Genomic DNA, 20,542 nt, shown 5'->3' with positions numbered 1-20,542 from the left:
GTCAGCCGCGCACGTCCTGAACCTCGATCAGAGCATCCAGTTCCGCGTCGACGTCCGGGGCGGCGTGACGGCCCGTTCCGACTGCCAGGTTGATCACGGGTCCGACAGCGTCCAGCCCTGCTTCGGTGAACATCTCGGCGTGTGACGTGGGCACCGGACGGTCGATGATCACCCCGGCCACGAACGGGCGCCACGCCGACGCAGTCCGCAGTGGGTCGAAGGTGTCGGTCTGTGCCGAGAAGAAGAGCAGATCGCCCACGAACTTGCCCGGACGGTAGCGGTGAGCCAGCTCGGCGCCGGCCGAGTACTCCTCGAACAGTCGCTCGATCCGCTCGCTCGAGACCAAGGGATGATCGCCGATGGCTCCGCGCAAGAGTTCTTCGGCGTCCTCGGGTGTCAGATCGCGCTCGTCGGTGTCCGGCACCGAGATCCCCAACCCGCCGATCAGTTCGGCGAGAGAAGGCTGCGCACCTGCCATCGTCGGGTCTTCGAGAACGAAGCTGTCGAGCAGAATCAGGTCGGCGACGCTCTCACCGGCTGCTTGCAACTGCACCGCCGCCGCATGGGCGATCAATCCGCCGATCGACCACCCCAGCAGGTGATACGGACCGTGCGGCTGGACGCCGCGGATTTCCTCGACGTACCGCGCCGCGAAGTCCTCGATCAGCTCCGCCCGGAATTCGGGGTCCGTCAGGACCGGCGACTGCAGGCCGTACAGCGGCCGGCTCGAATCGACGTAACGATCGAGCGCCCCGTAGCACCAGGCCAATCCGATGGCCGGATGGATGCAGAACAGTGGCTCGGCGCGGCCTTCCGGCCGCAGTGGCAGAACTACTGCAAGTGCGGACGTATCCGCGTCACTTGTCACAACTGTTTCCTCGAGTTCGAAGAGTCTGCGCGCCAATGCCTCCGGAGTCGGGTCGGAGAATATCCACGCGACGGGGACGGTCAGGCCGGTGCGTTCCTTGATGGCAGCGACCAAACGCGTTGCCATGAGTGAGTTTCCGCCGAGTTCGAAGAAACTCGAATCGGCGAAGGTGTCGGCGTCGGCAAGATCAAGTACCTCCGCGAAAGCAGCGCAGATCGCGATCTCGTCACTGCCTTCCGGGCCGCGTCCACTGGGCGACTCCCAGAGGGGAGCAGGGAGAGCGGTGCGGTCCAGCTTGCCGGCCGGTGTGGTCGGGACTGCGTCGATCGCGACAACAGCGGACGGGATCATGTGCGCAGGCAGGGATATGGCTGCGTGGCGGCGTAACGCGGAGGCGTCGACGTCCCCGTTGGCCGGGACGACGTACGCGACGATCCGAGCGTCGCCACCTTCACCGACGACCACGCTCACGGCCGAATGCACAGACGCCTCCGACGCCAGCACCGCATCGATTTCGCCGAGTTCGATCCGGAACCCTCGCACCTTGACCTGGTGGTCCGCGCGTCCGAGGTAGACAAGCGACCCCGCACGATCTTCACGCACAAGATCCCCGGTTCGGTACATCCGAGCGCCCTCGGGTCCGTGCGGGTCGGCGACGAACCGCGTCGCCGTCAGCGCGGGGTTGCCGAGGTACCCGCGGGCGAGACCGTCTCCGCTGACGTAGAGCTCACCGACGACCCGGCCGGGGACCGAGTGCAGGCGGGAATCGAGAACCATCGCGTCCACGCCGCGGATCGGACCGCCGATCGTCACGGGCTCCCCCGCTGCGAGCGAATCGCTGACGGTGACCGCGACGGTTGCCTCGGTGGGGCCGTACGCGTTGAACATTCGACGCCCCGGGGCCCACCGAGATACGAGGTCGGCAGAGCACGCATCGCCGCCGACGACTACGGCTTCGAGATGGTCGAGTCCAGCGGGATCGACAGTTGCCAGCGCGGCCGGAGTCACAAACGCATGGGTGATTGCCTGCTCGTCGAGCAATTCGTGCAATTCGACGCCGCCGACAATTGTCGGCGGCGCTATCACCATCGTTGCGCCGGCGCCGAACGCCAGCAACAGCTCGAGAACCGAAGCGTCGAAGCTCGTCGAGGCGAAGCTCAGAGCGCGGGAGTGTGTGGTGACCCCGAAGCGTTCACGCTGTTCGTCGGCAAACGCTGCCAGTCCGGCGTGAGTGACCAACACGCCCTTGGGTTTTCCGGTCGAGCCCGAGGTGTAGATCAGGTAGGCCGGATTGTCGAGCTCGAGTGGCGCGTCGGGCAGAGTCTCGGAATGGACGGCCTCGATTTCGGCGGTGAATTCGGCCGCGTCGAGTTCGATCCACGACGTGACATCCGGGAGTTCGGCCAGATACCGGCCTCTGGTGATACCGAGGACTGCCCCACTGTCGGTGAGCATGTGTTCGATCCGCTCGGCGGGATACGCGGGATCGACGGGAAGGAACACACCGCCTGCTTTCGCCACGGCCCAGAGCGCGATCACGTAGTCGGCTGACCTTGGAAGCGCCAGTGCCACAACCATTTCCGGAGTGATTCCGCGAGCGATCAGTGCAAACGCCATCGCGTCGGAGCGGCGGTCGAGTTCGCCGTACGTGAGCGTGGTGGATGCGGCGACGTCGACAAGTGCCAGGGAATGCGGATCGGCGGCGCCGCGAAGCAGCAGTTCCGGCAAGGTCAGAGCATCGCCGGCCGGACGTCCGTACAGCGCGCGCCGACGATGTCCCACGAGGTCCACGTCACCGACGACGACGGAGGGCTGGGCGGTCAGTGCCTCGACGATCGTTTCCAGCATCACCGCAAACGAGTTCGCCGTGTCGGCGTCGAAGAGGTCCTGTGCATAGGTGAGGGAGGCCGCGTAGCCACCGCCCTCCTCCGCGGTCTGTTCGACAACGGTGAACTGCAGGTCGTACTTGGCGATGTCCGGTGTGATCTCGTGGGCGCGAACGGTAAGTCCCGGGAGATCCCACGCCGTCGGATGAGCGCCGTGGAACGAGATCATCGTCTGGAACACCGGATGACGGTCGGTGGTCCGGGTCGGCGCCACGACGTCCACGACCTGCTCGAACGGAATGTCCGCGTGGGCGAACGCGTCGAGGTCGACGGACCGGACTGTACGCAGGACGTCGACGAAAGTGGATCCGGGGTCAATCGTCGTACGCAGCCCTACCGTGCCCACGAACATCCCCACCAGGTCGTCGAGAACTCGGTGTCCGCGCCCGGCGACCGGGGATCCGATCACGATGTCGGTGCTACGGCTGAGCCTGGCCAGCAGCACCGCGTATGCAGCGTGCAACACCATGAACGGCGTCGCCGCATTCGCGGCGGCAACGGCCTCCACCGCGATCCGGGTGTGCGCCGGGAGCGAGACCGCGGCGTGGGCACCGCTCAACGACTGGGTGAGCGGGCGAGCCCGATCGCTGGGAAGGTCGATCAGCTCGGGTGCTCCCCGCAACTTCTCCCGCCAGTACGACGCCTGTGCCCCGAGCACGCTCTCGGATTCGTTCACCGCGCCCAGCGCTTCCCGCTGCCAGATCGCGAAGTCCGCGTAGTGCACCTCGAGGGGCGTGAACTCGGGGGCGTGCCCCGAACTTCTCGCGACGTAGGCGGTGAGCACGTCCTTCATCAACGGGGCGATCGACCACCCGTCCGCCGCGATGTGGTGGATCACGATGACAAGAGTGTGGTGCTGCGGTGTCGACTCGAGCAGAAGTGCCCGAACGGGGGCTTGGGTTGTGACGTCGAATCCGCGCGACGCAAATTCTCGGGCGAGCTCTGCCGGTTCGCGGGTGCCGGCGTTTCCGAATTCCAGCGAGGTGAACGCGTCCTGGATCACCTGGTGTGGACCGGTGTCGGAGTCGGGGAACACCGTGCGCAGGATCTCGTGTCTTTCGATCACGTCGAGGACAGCAGCTTCGAGAGCCGGCACGTCGAGAGCACCGTCGAGCGAAATCGCGGCGGGGACGTTGTAGGCCGGCGAGCTGGGATCCATCTGATTGAGGAACCAGATGCGTGCTTGCGCGTAGGAAAGCGGAATCCGGTCCGGGCGATCGGCAACGGCGATCGGAGGAAGTGCCTTTACCTCGGCGGAAGTGTCGAGTGCGGCTGCAAGTTCCCGAATTTCGGGGTGCTCGAACAGCATTCGGACAGGGATCTGCCTACCCAGGGACTCCCCGAGGCGCTGAGCCAGTCTGGTGGCGAGTAGGGAGTTGCCACCGAGTTCGAAGAAGCCGTCCGACGCACTGATCTGTTCGATTCCCAGCAGTTCTGCCACGACGCCGGCGACCTGGAATTCGGTCTCGGTGATCAGCGGCTCGACACTTCGTTCGGACGAACGCAGTGTCGGCGCAGGCAGCGCGGCTCGATCGAGTTTCCCGACGGGGGTGAGCGGAACGCGCTCGATCGGGGTGACCGCCGACGGCACCATGAAGGCCGGGAGCGAGCGGCGCGCGTGACTCAACAGCTCGTCCACCTTGACGGATTCCGTGCCGAGTACCACGTACGACGCCAACATCGTCTCACCGGAGGCTGCGTTCACGCCCACGGTGACCGCGAACTCGACGCCGGGGTATGCGCTGAGCACGGAGTCGATCTCGCCCAGTTCGATGCGGAATCCGCGCACTTTCACCTGATGATCAGAGCGTCCGACGTATTCGAGCGTCTCGTGCGGCGTCCACCGAACCAGGTCTCCGGTCCGGTACATGCGGGTGCCGGCCGGACCGAACGGCGCCGCCACGAATCGCGTCGACGTCAAGGCGGGTTGGTCGAGATAGCCGCGGGCAAGTCCCAGGCCGGCGATGTAGAGCTCACCGGTGACCCCGACGGGAACCGGCCGAGCGGAACCGTCGAGAACCACCGCGGACACTCCGCGGACGGGTCCGCCGATGGTCACGGTCTCCCCCGCCGTCAGGGCATCGCTGATGCACACCATGACGGTGGTTTCCGTCGGCCCGTATCCGTTGAACAACCGGCGACCGGGTGCCCACTTGCGGACCAGTTCGGGTGAGCAGGCCTCACCGCCGACAACGATCGACTGTAAGACGTCCAGCCCGGTGGGATCGACCGAGGCCAGTGCAGCCGGCGTGATGAACGCGTGGGTCACCTGGTGATCGGTGACAAGTTTCGCGAGGTCCTCGCCGCCGTACACGTCGGGAGTTGCGATCACCATCGCCCCGCCCTCACCCACGGCGAGCAGCAGTTCGAGGATGGATGCGTCGAAACTCGGCGAAGAGAAGTGCAGCGTCCGCGACTGCGCCGAGATGCCGTAGCGCGCCGTCTGCTCGGCGGCCAATGCGCTCAGACCACGGTGAGTGACGCTGACGCCCTTGGGCTTTCCCGTCGATCCGGACGTGTAGATGATGTAGGCGAGGTTGTCGATTCGGATCGGTGCGGCCGGAATCGGCTGCCCGACCCCGTCGCCGTAGATGCCGCCCATCGTCATCCACGGAACCGGGCGAGGCAGCGACTCGATCACCGCTTCCGTCGTCACTCCGCGGGTGGCTCCCGAATCGGTGAGCATGTGCAGAATTCGATCGGCGGGGTATCGCGGATCGACCGGAACAAACGCGGCACCGGTCAAGGCGACGCCCCACAGCGCGACGATCGAGTCGATCGAACGCGGAATGGCTATTGCCACAATATCTTCGGCGCCGATCCCCTCGGTGGTCAAGCGCCGGGCAAGCGAAGACGCACGGGCGAACAGGTCGCGGTAGAGCACGGTGGTGTCACCGGATCGAAGGGCCACCGATTCGCCTGAGCGGGTAGCAGTCCGCGTCAAGATCTCGGCCAAGGTACGCGCGGCTGTCCACGCCGGACCGCGAACCGGCATCAGCGACGCCCGCTCGAGGGTGCTGAGAAATTCGATGTCGTCGATCGCCGTGTCCGGTTCGGCGGCGACGGCGCGGGCCACAGACTGCACACGGGCGGCGATCGATTCTGCGGTGACGGTGTCGAAGAGCGCCTCGGCAAACCTGAGCGATCCGGTGATCTCCGTGTTCTCGGAATCGCCGGCCAGCAGGGTGAACTCGAGGTCGAACTTCGCGACGGACGGTTCGAGTGGCTGCGCCTCTAGATGCGCGTCGTGGACCGTGACCTGCGGCGAGAGCAGATTCTGGTGGTACGACAGCATGACCTGGAACAGGGGGTGCCGTGTGGTGGACCGGTCGAGATCGAGGGCGTCGACGAGCACCTCGAAGGGCAGCTCGGCGTGCGCGAAAGCAGCAAGGTCGAGATCGCGGACCACCTCGAGCAAAGAGGTGAACGACGCTCGATGATCGACCGGTGTGCGAAGCGGTACCGAATTGACGAACATCCCGATCAGGGAATCCAGTTCGGGTCGCCCGCGGCCCGCTACCGGAGTCCCGATCACCACGTCGTCGGTTGCACCGAGACGGGCGAGAACAACCGCCAGGATCGCGTGTACGACCATGAATTGCGTCGTACCACTCCGCCGCGCCAGGGCGCCGAGTCGCTCCCCCGTCGCCGCGTCGATGACGATCGGGACCGATCCGACAGCGTTGGTGGTGACAGATCCGCGCGCGCGATCCACGGGTAGCAGTACCTCGTCCGGGGCACCCGCCATGGCAGCTGTCCAAAACGTCAGCTCGCGGGCAACCAGAGACTCAGGATCATTGGTCTGTCCGAGCGAGTCTTGCTGCCATAGCGCGTAATCGGCGTACTGCACGTCGAGCGGCGCAAAAACTGGTGCATCTCCGACAACGCGCGCGGTGTAAGCAGCGATGAAATCTGTGGCAAAGGGAGTCAGAGACCAGCCGTCGAAGGCGATGTGGTGGATGACGACGACCAGTACGTGAGCATCGGCGTCCTCGCGCACGAGCAGTGCCCGAATCGGCAGATCCGAACCGAGATCGAACCCCCGCGCCGCAAACTCCGTCGTCGCCGCGTCGACTCCTTCGGAGCCGACATACTGCTCGATGGAGAACTGCACGTCGGAAAGCGCCCGGATGACCTGGCTCGGGCCGTCCGCGCTGTCGACGTAGATCGTTCGAAGTACCTCGTGGCGTGCGACGACGTCCGCAAGTGCGTCTTCGAGTGCATCGCCGAGGATGTGTCCGGTGATCCGGATCGCGAACGGGATGTTGTAGACCGAGGACTGCGGATCGAAGCGATTGACGAACCACAGTCGCTGTTGTGCAGCGGAGAGTGGCAGGCGGTCCGGGCGAGCACCGGCGCTCAGGGCAGGTCGATCGTCTGATTCTTCGGCGTTCGCCGCCAGACGCGCAGCGAGAGCTTCGACGGTCGGCGCTTCGAAGATCGAACGCACGTCCACGGCGAACCCCGTCGCTGCGCTCAACCGTGCGGACACCTGCGTCGCGACGAGGGAGTTGCCTCCGAGATCGAAGAAGCTGTCGGCGGCCCGGACCTCGGATACGTCGAGCAGCGAGGCGAAGATGTCGGCGACGGTTCGTTCGAGCCCGGGCTCCGGATCACGACCCGTTCCGAGGATTTCGCGCGGAATCGGCGTCGGTAGTGCTCTGCGATCGAGTTTGCCGACCGGGGTCAGCGGAATCGTGTCGATCGGGGTGATCGACGACGGAATCATGTAGCGCGGCAGCGTCTCGGCGAGGGTGGCAAAGAGCGACTCGGTATCAGCGTGTCCGTTCAGCAGTACGTACGACGCCAGGGTGGTGCCGGCAGCAGATTCGACGGGAATTGTCGTCGCGAAGTGTACGAGAGGGGAATCCATCAGGGCAGCGTCGATCTCGCCGAGTTCTATGCGGAACCCGCGGATCTTGAGCTGATGATCGCTACGGCCGACGTAACGAAGGGTGAGGTCCTTGGTCCAGCGGACAAGATCACCGGTTCGGTACATCCGGGCACCGGGCGTCGAGTACGGATGCGCGACAAAACGATCCGACGTCAGTGCAGGCCGGAGGTGGTAGCCACGCGCGAGGCCCGGCCCACCGATGTACAGCTCGCCGACGCCGCCGATGGGGACCGGTTGCAGCCGGGCGTCGAGCACCACGGCGTCGATCCCGCGGATGGGGCCGCCGATGGTGATCGGCTCGCCCGGTGAAAGTGGATCACTGATGGCGACCATGACGGTGGTTTCGGTCGGACCGTATCCGTTGTGCAGTCTGCGCCCGTTGCCCCAGCTCGAGACCAGTTCCGGAGTGCACACATCGCCGCCGACGACGACGCATTCCAGTGCCGTCACGCCCGCCGGATCGACGGTCGCCAGAGCAGCCGGAGTGATGAAGGCATGAGTGACTTCGCGGCTTCGGAGGAACTCGCTCAATGCCTCCCCTCCGTAGATGTCGGCGGGTGCGATCACCATCGTCGCGCCGGTCGAACCGGCGAGCAGAAGTTCGAGTACGGCGCCGTCGAAGCTCGGCGACGCAAAATGCAGAGTCCGCGAATCAGCGGTGATCCGGTACCGATCCTGTTGTTCGCGAGCAAGATTGACCAAACCCGCGTGAGTGACGACGGTGCCCTTCGGCACTCCGGTCGAGCCGGACGTGTAGATGACGTAGGCAGCCGAGGCCGCAGAGATCGATCCCGTTCTGTCCGCTTCGTCGATCGCAGCATCGGAGTAGGCGGCACATTCTGCAACGGTGTCCGCGTCGCCGAGGTCGATCCAGACCGCGACGTTCCCGCCGACCGCCGGACCAGCCGCAACCTCGGCGGACCGAATTCCGATGCGCACCCCCGAATCTTCGAGCATGTGCGCAACGCGATCTGCGGGATAGCGAGGATCGACCGGGACGAAAACGCCGCCGGCTTTGGTGACCGCCCAGACTGCGAGCACCGAGTCGACCGATCGGGCGACGGCCAGCGCGACCGGCGTTTCGGGGCCGACGCCCAGGTCCATGAGGTATCGAGCAATCCGATTCGATCGGCGCTCCAACTCTGCGTACGTGAGTGACCGCTCGGAGTCTTCGAGGGCGATCGTGTCGGGATGGGCCAGCGCGCTCTCGCCCAGGATCTGCGCCAAGGTCGATTCGCCGAGCGAGAGGTCACCGCGCCGCGGCAAAATCACGGCGCTCTCCCGGGCGCCGAGTACACGAAGGCCGCCAACCGGTGCAGTCGGTTCCGACACTGCTGATTCCACGAGTGTCACAAAGTTACGCGCCAACGCTTCGACGGTCGTTTTGTCGAACAGATCGGTGGAATAGGTGAACGTGGCATCGATTCCCGCTGCGGACCCGCCCTCGCGACGCTCCGTGACGGTGAGTTCGAGATCGAACTTGGTCAGCCCCGTCTCCACCGCCCGCGCCGTCATCGACACTCCGGCGAGTTCGGCTGTGTGAGTGGTGGTTATCCGCGAGGTGATGGCCGCCTGAAAGACCGGGTGATGCGAGGACGAGCGGTCCAGTTCGAGCGCGTCCACGACGACGTCGAACGGCACGTCCGCATTGTCGAAGGCATCCACATCGACGGCTCTGACCTGCGCGAGGTACTCCCCGAAGGGTGCATCACGATCGACGACGGTCCGCAAGGCAAGGGTGTTGACGAACATGCCGACCAGCAGATCGAGAGACCTGTCCCCTCGTCCAGCCACCGGTGTTCCGACGACGATGTCGTCAGTGCCGCTGTAGCGGGCCAGAAGGAGCGCGAAGCACGCGTGCAGCGCGATGAATGTAGTGGCGTCGTGATCCGCGGCGAGCGCAACGAGCTTCTGGTGGGTGGAAGCGCCGATCCTGATGTCGACGCCGGCTCCGCGCATGGACGGATCGAGTGGGCGCAGACGGTCTGTCGGCAGGTGGAGTTGCTCGGGCGCTCCCGCCAGGCGCTGCTTCCAGAAGGCAATTTGGGAGCGGGCAAGAGACTGGGCGGATGTAGCGTCACCGAGGTGTTCCCGGTGCCAGAGCGCATAGTCGGCATATTGAACGGGAAGGGGTGCCCACTGTGGTCCGTTGCCGCCGACGCGGGCCGCGTAGGCGCCGGTGAGGTCGGCGGCCAGCGGCGCGAGTGACCAACCGTCGGCCACCATGTGATGCAGAACTACGACGAGGACGGCTTCCTCGTCTCTGCCCTCCTTGTCGTCGGCGACAGTGATCAGCAGGTAGCGCACCGGGCGTTCGCGAACCAGATCGAAACCAGCCGAAGAGAATTCGAAGATCACTCGCTCGAGGCTTTCACGTTCCACCTCGATCGACTCGAGTCCCGCGATACCCTCGCCGAGGCCCAGAACCTTTTGCGTTGCGTTGTCCCCGATCTGAGGAAACACGGTGCGCAGTGACTCGTGGCGGGTCACCACGTCAATGATCGCGGCGCCCAATGCGTCGGCGTCGACATCGCCGCGCAGCGACACCGCCAGCGGAATGTTGTAGGCACCTGATTCCGGTGCGACACGGTTGAGGAACCACAGTCGCTGCTGCGCGGGAGCGAGCGGTAGTACCGCCGGCCTGACCACTACCTGAATACCGTCGGCGTCCGGCGTCTGTGCGGCACGCTCGACGGTCGCCGCGATCCCGGACACCGTGGGGTGATCGAAGAGAGCACGCAGCGGCATCCGAACCCCGGTAGCTTCGGTCAAGCGCGCCACCGCCGTCGTCGCTACCAGCGAGTTTCCGCCCAGATGGAAGAAATTGTCGTCGAGTCCGAGCGGTCCACTACCCAGGATGTCAGCCAGAACCGCGGCAACCTTGCCCTCGATCGGTGTCGTCGGAGGCCGGAAGACCTTGGTGGAGGCCAGGATCGGCGACGGCAGCGCACGCCGGTCGAGTTTTCCGTTGGTGGTCAACGGAATTGAATCGATGACCATGAAGGCGTCGGGAACCATGTAGGTCGGGAGGACTTCGGCGGCGTGGGCGCGGAGGACGTCGACTTCCACGGCGCCGGAAGCCGTCACGTACGTCACCAGAGCGCCACCGGCCGGCGTCGGAGCCACGACGGTCACGGCGTCGTCGATTCCCGGCGCGCTGAGGATGACGGAGTCGATCTCGCCGAGTTCGATCCGGAATCCGCGGATCTTGACCTGTGCGTCGCCGCGCCCGAGGTACTCGAGTTGTCCGGGCGCAATCCAGCGTGCACGGTCGCCGGAGCGGTACAGCCGTCGTCCGCCGGCATTGAACGGATCCGCGACGAACCGGCCCGCGGTGAGATCGGGTCGGCCCAGATAACCACGGGCGAGTTGACCGCCCGCGACGTAGATCTCCCCCGCGATTCCCACCGGGACCGGCGAGAGATGCTCGTCGAGCAGGTACACACGAAGTCCGTCGATCGCGTCACCGATCCGGCTGCCGGTAACCGAACTCGCGCTCGGTCGGTCGAGTTCGAGATGCGTGACGTGCACCGTCGTCTCGGTGATGCCGTACATGTTGACGAGCGCGGGCCCGGATTTCGGGTGATTGTCGTAGCCCGGGTGATTGTCGTACCAGCGCCCGAGTCGACGCAGGTCCAACGCTTCGCCACCGAAGATCACGAACCGGAGCCGAGTCTGTGAATCGGCCCGAAGGTCCGCTTCGATGAACTGGTAGAAGGCCGAAGGCGTCTGATTGAGCACCGTGACACCTTCCGCAGCAACCAGCGCTCGGAAGGCATCGGGGTCGCGTGCGACTTCGTGATCGACCAGCACCAGAGTTCCACCGTGGAGCAGCGCGCCCCACAGTTCCCACACCGAGAAGTCGAAGGCGAACGAGTGGAACATCGTCCACACGTCGCTGCCGTCGAATCCGAATTCGACGTGCGTGTTCTCGAACAATCGCACCACGGTGGCATGGGTGACGGAGACGCCTTTGGGTCGACCCGTCGACCCCGAGGTGTAGATCACGTACGCCAGATTGTCGGCTCCGTGCGCACGCGGGCGCTCATCGGTTTCCAGACTCGCACCGGAGTACTCGTCGGAGTCGACTCCGACGACCGTCACATCGGAGTTCAGGAAGGTGGAATCGGAAATGATGCACACCGGTTGCGCATCCTCGACCACATACGCCAATCGCTCGGCCGGGTGCGCACGATCGAGCGGGAGATATCCGCCGCCGGCCTTCAGCACCGCGACAGCCGCGACAATCATGTCGACGGATTTCGGCAGCATGATTCCGACCAGCGACTCGGAGTGCACACCGTGATCGACGAGCTTGCGCGCCAACCGATTCGATCGTCGATCGAGTTCGAGGTACGACACTCGCTCGTCGCCCACGACGGCGATCGCGTCAGGGGTCGCGCGAACACGGTCGGCGAAGATGTCGGAGAGCGTTCGGACCGGCGTGGTCGGCAGAACGGGCGGTACGAGCGCCTGGCGCGCGTCCGCGCGGAGCAAGTCCACAGCGCCGAGCACAGACTGCGGTGCACTGACCATTGCGGTCAAGATTCGTAGATAGCGGTCGGCGAGGTCGTCGGCTTGCTCTTTCGTGCCGAGCCAATCCAGAACCCCGGAAATCGGCTGATCGAAGTCGGCATGCTCACCCGTCGGAATCGCGAGGGAGACAAACAGTTCCGGAGCTGTCGCGAGGTCGGACCCGATCGGCGCACCGACCATGAGTCCCGGAAATCTCGGGTGTGCATCGAGCGGTTCCTCGAAGCAGACCATCGCCCGGAACAACGGGCCCGTCTCCACCCATCGACCGTCGCCGAGGGCGGCGGTCACCGAAGACAGAAGAATGTCTGCGTGTTCGAAGGCGTCGATCGCGACGGTGTCCACCGCGCCGACCAGATCGGTGAGCGTCATGGTGTTCGACACCGTCGAGCGAAGCACCAGCTGATTGGCGAACATCGAGACGAAGTCGTCCGGATTCGAGGCGCCGTATCCGCGAACCGAGACTCCGATCGACACCTCGTCGGCCGAACCGACGCGGCGCAGCAGTCCGGTCATCGCAGACTGGAACAGCACGAACAGACTCGTGTTCATCGTCGTCGCCATCGTCTCGAGGCGGCGGCAGAGGTCTGCCTCGATCTGGAGGGGCGTGGACGTTCGACCGGTTCCGGCGACGACCGGCAACCCCAGCTCCTCGGCCGGGTTCGACAATGTCGACGACCAGTATTCGACGTTGCGGGCGTGCTGTACTTCTGCGATCCACTTCCCCGCGGCGTCCGGGTCGATGTCCATCAATCGAGTTCCCGATTCTGCGGCACAGAACAATTCGAGGAAGTCGAGGAACCGTCGATGGTGACGCGAAATGTCCTCATCGGTGTAGAGGTCTGGATTCGCGGCGAAGTCGATCTGGATCTCTTCGGCCGCGGAAGTCTGATAGACGTTGACCGAGAGGTCTTCGATCGGCCCGGTCGAGATCACGTGGAGTTCGCCGTGCGCGTCGCCGAGAGTGATTCCGGAGTGGAACAGCATGAGGTTGATCAGCGGTCCGTGGAAGCCGCGGCCGTCGGCGATACTGTGATCACCGGCGTTGAGGACGCGTCGCAGGTCCTCGTGGCGGTACTTCTGATGACGCAGTGCACCGGTGAGTTCGAGCTTCACCTCACGAAGCAAATCCCCCACTGCGAAGTAGGGGTCGACGCTCGCGCGTAGCGGGACGACGTTCGACATCATTCCGCCGGACCTGCGAGCAGCTTTTGTCGTCCGCCCCGAGACCGGGAGGCTGAGCACGACATCGCGAGTTCCGATCGCCCGGGCGAGGTAGGCGGCCAGAGCGCCGATCACCACCGAGGACGTCGTCACGTTGTGCGCTTCGGCAAGGCGTTCGAGGGAGCTTCGCAGTTCTTCCGGCACCGTCGCCGACCGCAGCCGTGACCACGCCTGCGACGGAGAGGTCGAGGACGCGAGCGAGGTTCCGCTCGGCTTGTCGGCCATCTTCGTAGTCCAGTAGTCGCGATCGCGCTCCCACCGCGTGGAGCCCAGATAGTCGGACTCAGCCTTCACCAAAGCCTCGAGAGGCGCAGTTACCACTGGGGGAACTGGCAGATCCCGTACGGCGGCGGTGTAGATCTCGGCCGTGCGGTTCATCATCGACATCGCACCGAAACCGTCGAGGGCTACGTGATGGATGCGGCTGTACCAGTAGGAATGGTCGTCGCGAAGAATCAGGACCGCGAGCCTGACCAGGCGATCGGTGAACGGATCGATGGCGGCGGTGTGCTCGCGCCGCATCCATTCGCGCGCCGCCGATTCCGGATCCGATTCGGTGCGCAGGTCGACCACGTCGAGGGAATCGTCCATGTCGACATCGAGCCACTGACGCGCGACCCCGTCGACCTCGACCAGGCGCAGGTATCCGGAACCGATCTCGCGGCCGGTCTGCTTACTGGCAGCGGTCAGCAGGTCGATGTCGAGCGGGCCGTCCACATCGACGTATTGAGCGATGCTGACCGGTATCTCGGGTCGAAGCTGTTGTGCGACAAGTAGGGAAATTTGCGCGGCAGAAAGAGGGAAGGTGACTTCGTCGTCCGGACGAGCTGCGGAAACGATTCCTCGGTCGGGACTGCCATCCACACGAATCTCCCTCTTACAACTTGATCATGATGCAAACAGGTATATGCGCCCGCAGGACGCTTCGAACTGATCGGGGCACGTCGAAATCAGACGAATACATTGAAAAGCTCGGGTGGAAACTGGCAAATCGCCCGCCGGAGATCACATCGTGACAATCAGCTGCGATGTTACCGATCAGTCAGCTTCCAGCAAATATTCATCAAACAACCATTTGGGACTATTGTCCTGAATATCATGGCTAAAACGGCCCTATATAACAAACCGAAGCGCCGGTACCCGACGAACGGGCACCGACGCTCCGGTGAAATCTATTCAGTTGATCGTGCTGAGATTACTCGTCAGACCGTGAAGCCGAGTGCGCGCAGCTGCTCGCGTCCGTCCTCGGTGATCTTGTCCGGTCCCCACGGCGGCAACCACACCCAGTTGATCTTCATGTCGGTACACAGATCGCTACGCACCAGTGCGCCGCGCGCCTGGTCCTCGATCACGTCGGTCAACGGGCACGCCGCCGACGTCAGAGTCATGTCGATCGTGACGACGCCGTCGTCTTCGAAGAGTCCGTAGACCAAGCCGAGATCGACGACGTTGATTCCCAGTTCGGGGTCGACGACGTCGCGCATCGCTTCTTCGAGTTCGTCGAGTCGCTCAGGCGACGGAACAGTGCCACTGCCCTGTGCGCCACCGAATTCCGCAGTGGAATCGGGATTCGGATTCACCGGAGCGCCGACCTCGGCGTCCTGCACTGGTTGTGTCTCGGTCATGATCCCTGTCCTTCAGTCGTGTCGACCAATTCACTGCTGTCCGCCGTCGTGACTGCACCGCCGTCGACAATCTGGACTACAGCATCCTTGAATGCCATCCATCCGAGCAAGGCGCACTTGACGCGTGCCGGGTACTTCGAGACGCCGACGAAGGCGATGCCGTCGCCGAGAACGTCCTCGTCCCCCTCGACGGTGCCTCGACTGCTCACCATCTCGTTGAACGCCGTCACCGTCTTCAGTGCGTCGGTGACCTGCATCCCGATGACGAGGTCGTTGAGCACTGACGTCGACGCCTGGCTGATCGAACAGCCCTGTCCGTCGTACGAGACGTCGGAGACCGTTCCGTCCTCGGAGATCTGGACGCGCAACGTCACCTCGTCGCCACACGTCGGGTTGACGTGGTGCACCTCGGCGCCGAACGGCTCGCGGAGCCCGCGGCCGTGCGGATGTTTGTAGTGATCGAGGATCACTTCCTGGTACATCTGCTCCATGCGCATGATTCAGTTCAACTCCCCTGCGACACCGAAAAATTCCTGCGCACGCTTGATCGCCGCTACGAGAACGTCGATTTCCGCGGTGGTGTTGTAGAGCGCAAACGATGCGCGGGCCGTCGCAGCCACGCCGAACTTACGATGCAGCGGCCACGCGCAATGGTGACCGACGCGGATCGCGACACCCTCGTCGTCGAGGATCTGGCCGAGGTCGTGGGCGTGAATACCGTCCACGACAAAGGAAATCGCACCGCCACGGTTCTCGGACGTCTGCGGTCCGATGATGCGCAGACCTTCGATCGCCGACAACTTCTCGAGCGCAGCCTCCACCAACACGTGCTCGTGCGCGGCGACGGCGTCCATCCCGAAGGTGTTCAGGTAATCCACGGCAGCGCCCAGTCCGACCACCTGTGAGGTCATCGGAACGCCGGCCTCGAAACGCTGCGGCGGCGGCGCGTAGGTACTGACCTCCATGGTGACCGTCTCGATCATCGAGCCGCCGGTGATGAACGGCGGCATCGCTGCCAGCAGCTCACGACGGCCGTAAAGGACGCCGACACCCGAAGGTCCGAGCATCTTGTGGCCGGAGAAAGCCGCGTAATCCACTCCCAGTTCGTGGAAGTCGACTGCCATGTGAGGCACCGACTGGCACGCGTCGAGCACGACAAGTGCACCGACAGCGCGTGCTCGTCGCACCAATTCCTCCACCGGTGCGATCGCACCCGTCACGTTGGACTGGTGGGTGAACGAGACGACCTTCACCGCGTCCGTCAACTCCAGCGAATCGAGATCGATCCGGCCGTCGTCGGTGACGCCGTACCACTTGAGGGTCGCACCGGTTCGGCGTGCAAGTTCCTGCCAGGGAACAAGGTTGGCGTGGTGTTCGAGTTCGGTGATGACGATTTCGTCGCCAGGACCGACGTGACGGTCGAAGCGATCGTCACCGAGAACGTAGGTCACCAGATTCAGGGCCTCGGTGGCATTCTTGGTGAACACCAACTCGTCCGAATCCGCACCCACGAAGGAAGCGATGGTGGCGCGAGCATTCTCGTACGCGTCCGTCGCCTCTTCTGCGAGCTGATGAGCACCCCGGTGTACTGCCGCGTTACACGTGGTCAGGAAGTCCCGTTCGGCATCGAGAACCTGGACCGGTCGCTGCGAAGTAGCACCGGAATCCAAGTACACCAAAGGTTTTCCGTCGCGCACGGTCCGCGCCAGGATCGGGAAGTCGGCCCGAACCGCTGTGACGTCGAGCTCGCGCACCGAGGTGGTCATCGTGATTACGCTCCCTGGGTAGCTGCGGTGTCCGCGGTGAAACGAACGTAGCCGTTGGTCTCGAGCTCGTCGGCCAGCTCCGGTCCACCGGACTCGACGATGCGGCCGGCGACGAACACGTGGACGAAATCGGGGTTGATGTAGCGCAGGATGCGCGTGTAGTGCGTGATCAGCAGAACTCCGCCGTTCTCGCGCTCCTTGTAGCGGTTGACGCCTTCGGAGACCGTGCGCAGGGCATCGACGTCGAGGCCGGAGTCGGTCTCGTCGAGGATCGCGATCTTCGGCTTGAGCATGCCCAGCTGCAGGATCTCGTGGCGCTTCTTCTCACCACCGGAGAAGCCTTCGTTGACCGAGCGCTCGATGAACGAGGGGTCGATCTCGAGCTCGCTGAGGGCTTCCTTGACTTCCTTGACCCAGTGGCGCAGCTTGGGAGCCTCGCCGCGCACTGCCGTAGCGGCGGTGCGAAGGAAGTTGGACATGGAGACGCCGGGAACCTCGACGGGGTACTGCATGGCCAGGAACAGTCCGGCACGTGCACGCTCGTCGACGCTCATCGCGAGAACGTCTTCACCGTTGAGGGTGATCGAACCGGAGGTGACCTGGTACTTGGGGTGACCGGCGATGGCGTACGACAGAGTCGACTTGCCGGAGCCGTTGGGGCCCATGATCGCGTGGGTCTCGCCGGAGCGGACCGTCAGGTCGACGCCCTTGAGGATCTGGATGGGCTCGGCGTTGGCGTCGGAGTTGGCAACCTCGACGTGCAGGTCACGAACCTCGAGGACCGAGATGGCCGGTGTGGTGGTGTTGTCACTGGTAGACATGAAATTCCTTCAAGATGAGGCGGGGCGAGCGTAGCGACGGGGTGGTGTCGCCGCCAGGGCGGTCAGGAGCCGACTGCTGCGAGTTCGGCTTCGACCGCGGCTTCGAGGCGATCGCGCACCTCGGGAACAGCGATCTTGTTGATGATTTCGTGGAAGAACCCACGTACGACCAGACGACGCGCCTGATCCTCCGGGATACCGCGAGCACGCAGGTAGAACAGCTGCTCGTCGTCGAAACGTCCCGTTGCACTTGCGTGGCCGGCTCCGACGATCTCACCGGTCTCGATTTCGAGGTTCGGAACCGAGTCGGCGCGAGCGCCGTCGGTGAGCACCAGGTTGCGGTTGAGCTCGAACGTGTCGGTGCCCTCCGCTGCGGCGCGGATGAGAACGTCGCCGATCCACACGGTGTGGGCGTCGGGCTTGCCGGATCCGGGATCACCCTGGAGTGCACCCTTGTAGACCACGTTGGACTTGCAGTTGGGCTGGCTGTGATCCACCAGCAGACGCTGTTCCAGGTGCTGGCCGGCGTCGGCGAAGTACAGGCCCAGCAATTCCGCGTCGCCGCCCGGTCCGTCGTACTTGACGGTCGCGGAGAGGCGAACCAGGTCGCCGCCCAGGCTGATCGAGGTGTACCGGAGCACTGCGTCGCGGTTCAGGCGAGCGTGGTGTGACGTCACGTGAACTGCGTCGTCCGCCCAGTCCTGAATGGCCACGACGGTCAGCTGCGAGCTGTCACCGAGAACGAATTCGATGTTCTCCGCGAAGGTTCCGCTGCCGCGCTGGTCGATGACGAACGTCGCCTTGGCGAACTGCGCCAGACGAATCTGGGTGTGTCCGTAGGCGACATTGTCGACTCCGGGGCCGGTCATGGTGACCACGACGGGCTTCTCGACCTCGACCTCGGCGCCAACCGAGATGACCGTCGCAGTCTCGAAGCTCGAATATGCCTGCGCTGCAATGCGATCCGCAGGAACACCAGCCTTGCCCAGACGCTCGTCGTCACGGCCGACGGTCTCGACGGTGATGTCGCTGCCACCGTCCACCTCGACGGTGACCTGAGCGTTGGCAACTGCGCTGCCGTCGTGCAATCCGCGCAGACGACGCAGCGGGGTGAACCGCCAGATCTCGTCGCGTCCGCCCGGGACCTCGAATGCGTTGACGTCGAACGACGAGAACTGCTCGCCCTTGTTCGTGATGGGTGAGCCGGTGGCTGCACCCTTTACAGGAGCGGTCGGGTTCTCCCCGGCAACAGCTCCGATGACTCCGGTCTCTGGCGTGGTCACTAACCCACAGCCCCTTCCATCTGAAGTTCGATAAGGCGGTTGAGCTCGAGCGCGTACTCCATCGGGAGTTCCTTCGCGATGGGCTCGACGAATCCACGCACGATGGTGGCCATCGCCTCGTCCTCGGTCAGTCCGCGGCTCATCAGGTAGAAGAGCTGATCGTCACTGACCTTGGAAACGGTGGCCTCGTGACCCATGGTGACGTCGTCCTCGCGGATGTCGACGTACGGGTAGGTGTCGCTTCGGCTGATCTGGTCGACGAGCAGAGCGTCACACTTGACGGTCGACTTGGAGCCGTGGGCTCCCTTGTTGACCTGCACCAGACCGCGGTACGACGCGCGTCCACCGCCACGGGCGACGGACTTGCTGATGATGGTCGAGGACGTGTGCGGCGCGAGGTGGAGCATCTTGGCGCCGGTGTCCTGGTGCTGGCCCTCGCCGGAGAACGCAACGGAGAGAACCTCACCGCGGGCGTACTCACCCATCAGCCAGACGGCCGGGTACTTCATGGTGACCTTGGAACCGATGTTGCCGTCGATCCACTCCATCGATCCACCGGCTTCGACCTTGGTGCGCTTGGTCACCAGGTTGTAGACGTTGTTGGACCAGTTCTGGATGGTCGTGTAACGGCAGTGGCCGCCCTTCTTCACGATGATCTCGACAACCGCCGAGTGCAGTGAATCGGACTTGTAGATCGGCGCGGTGCAACCTTCGACGTAGTGCACGGAGGCATCTTCGTCGACGATGATCAGGGTGCGCTCGAACTGACCCATGTTCTCGGTGTTGATGCGGAAGTACGCCTGCAGCGGGATGTCCACGTGGACTCCCGGCGGAACGTAGATGAACGAGCCGCCCGACCACACAGCGGTGTTCAGTGCGGAGAACTTGTTGTCGCCGGCCGGAATGACCGAGCCGAAGTACTCCTTGAACAGCTCCGGGTGCGTCTTGAGGCCGGTGTCGGTGTCGAGGAAAATGACGCCCTGCTGCTCGAGATCCTCACGGATCGAGTGGTAGACGACCTCGGACTCGTACTGAGCTGCGACGCCGGCAACCAGGCGCTGCTTCTCTGCCTCGGGGATGCCGAGCTTGTCGTACGTGTTCTTGATGTCCTCGGGCAGGTCTTCCCAGGACTCGGCCTGCTTCTCGCTCGAGCGCACGAAGTACTTGATGTTGTCGAAGTGGATGCCTTCGAGGTCGGAGCCCCAGTTCGGCATCGGCTTCTTGTCGAAAGTGCGCAGAGCCTTGAGGCGGATGTCGAGCATCCACTCCGGCTCGCTCTTCTTCGCCGAGATGTCCCGCACGACAGCCTCGGAGAGCCCGCGCTGCGCGCTGGCTCCGGCTTCGTCGGAATCGGACCAGCCGTAGCCGTAATGACCGAGGGACGCGATGGTCTCTTCCTGCGTGAGCGGCTCGGTGCCTGCAGCTGCAGTGGTAGTCGCCTGGTCTGATGTGACGGTCATGCGAGCTCCTTCCGGAGTCTTGTTTCTTGACGGCTGCTCGGTCTCAGCGAGGGCTGGTCGCTGCGGTCGAGCAGTTCTGACTTTGAGGAACTAGCTGAAAAATCTCTATTCGAACGCTGCTCTGGGGTAACGCTCAGTAGAACAACGCTCTGTAGAACAACGCTCTGTAGAACACTGTGGTC

General features: G+C 64.2%; 7 protein-coding genes. All 7 read right to left on the bottom strand.

Annotated elements, in window-relative coordinates; genetic code table 11:
* Position 1 precedes the first annotated feature (1 nt).
* Complete coding sequence (locus tag ACFT1A_RS04420) at positions 2-14,269, bottom strand: amino acid adenylation domain-containing protein (protein WP_378445970.1); 14,268 nt, start codon at positions 14,267-14,269, stop codon at positions 2-4.
* Between the two features lie 338 nt (positions 14,270-14,607).
* Complete coding sequence (locus ACFT1A_RS04415) at positions 14,608-15,030, bottom strand: metal-sulfur cluster assembly factor (RefSeq protein ID WP_003944963.1); 423 nt, start codon at positions 15,028-15,030, stop codon at positions 14,608-14,610.
* A complete protein-coding gene (gene sufU, locus ACFT1A_RS04410; RefSeq protein WP_214886594.1) occupies positions 15,027-15,527 on the bottom strand; it encodes a Fe-S cluster assembly sulfur transfer protein SufU in 501 nt (166 codons plus the stop codon). The genes ACFT1A_RS04415 and sufU overlap by 4 nt, the downstream gene beginning before the upstream one ends.
* A 3-nt stretch (positions 15,528-15,530) precedes the next feature.
* Positions 15,531-16,796 carry a cysteine desulfurase gene (locus tag ACFT1A_RS04405; protein ID WP_003944865.1) on the bottom strand — a complete coding sequence of 422 codons (1,266 nt, stop codon included), beginning with the start codon at positions 16,794-16,796 and terminating at the stop codon, positions 15,531-15,533.
* 5 nt (positions 16,797-16,801) lie between these two features.
* Entirely contained in the window at positions 16,802-17,617 is an 816-nt protein-coding gene (gene sufC, locus ACFT1A_RS04400; RefSeq protein WP_378445969.1) for a Fe-S cluster assembly ATPase SufC, read from the bottom strand.
* 62 nt (positions 17,618-17,679) lie between these two features.
* Complete coding sequence (gene sufD / locus ACFT1A_RS04395) at positions 17,680-18,900, bottom strand: Fe-S cluster assembly protein SufD (RefSeq protein ID WP_230815581.1); 1,221 nt, start codon at positions 18,898-18,900, stop codon at positions 17,680-17,682.
* Positions 18,900-20,360 carry a Fe-S cluster assembly protein SufB gene (gene sufB / locus ACFT1A_RS04390; protein WP_317552895.1) on the bottom strand — a complete coding sequence of 487 codons (1,461 nt, stop codon included), beginning with the start codon at positions 20,358-20,360 and terminating at the stop codon, positions 18,900-18,902. The genes sufD and sufB overlap by 1 nt, the downstream gene beginning before the upstream one ends.
* Positions 20,361-20,542 lie beyond the last annotated feature (182 nt).

It is taken from the genome of Rhodococcus sp. NPDC057135 (genome assembly GCF_042670865.1).
In the GTDB taxonomy this organism is placed as follows: domain Bacteria; phylum Actinomycetota; class Actinomycetes; order Mycobacteriales; family Mycobacteriaceae; genus Rhodococcus_F.
This window is presented reverse-complemented; position numbering and strand designations above follow the sequence as displayed.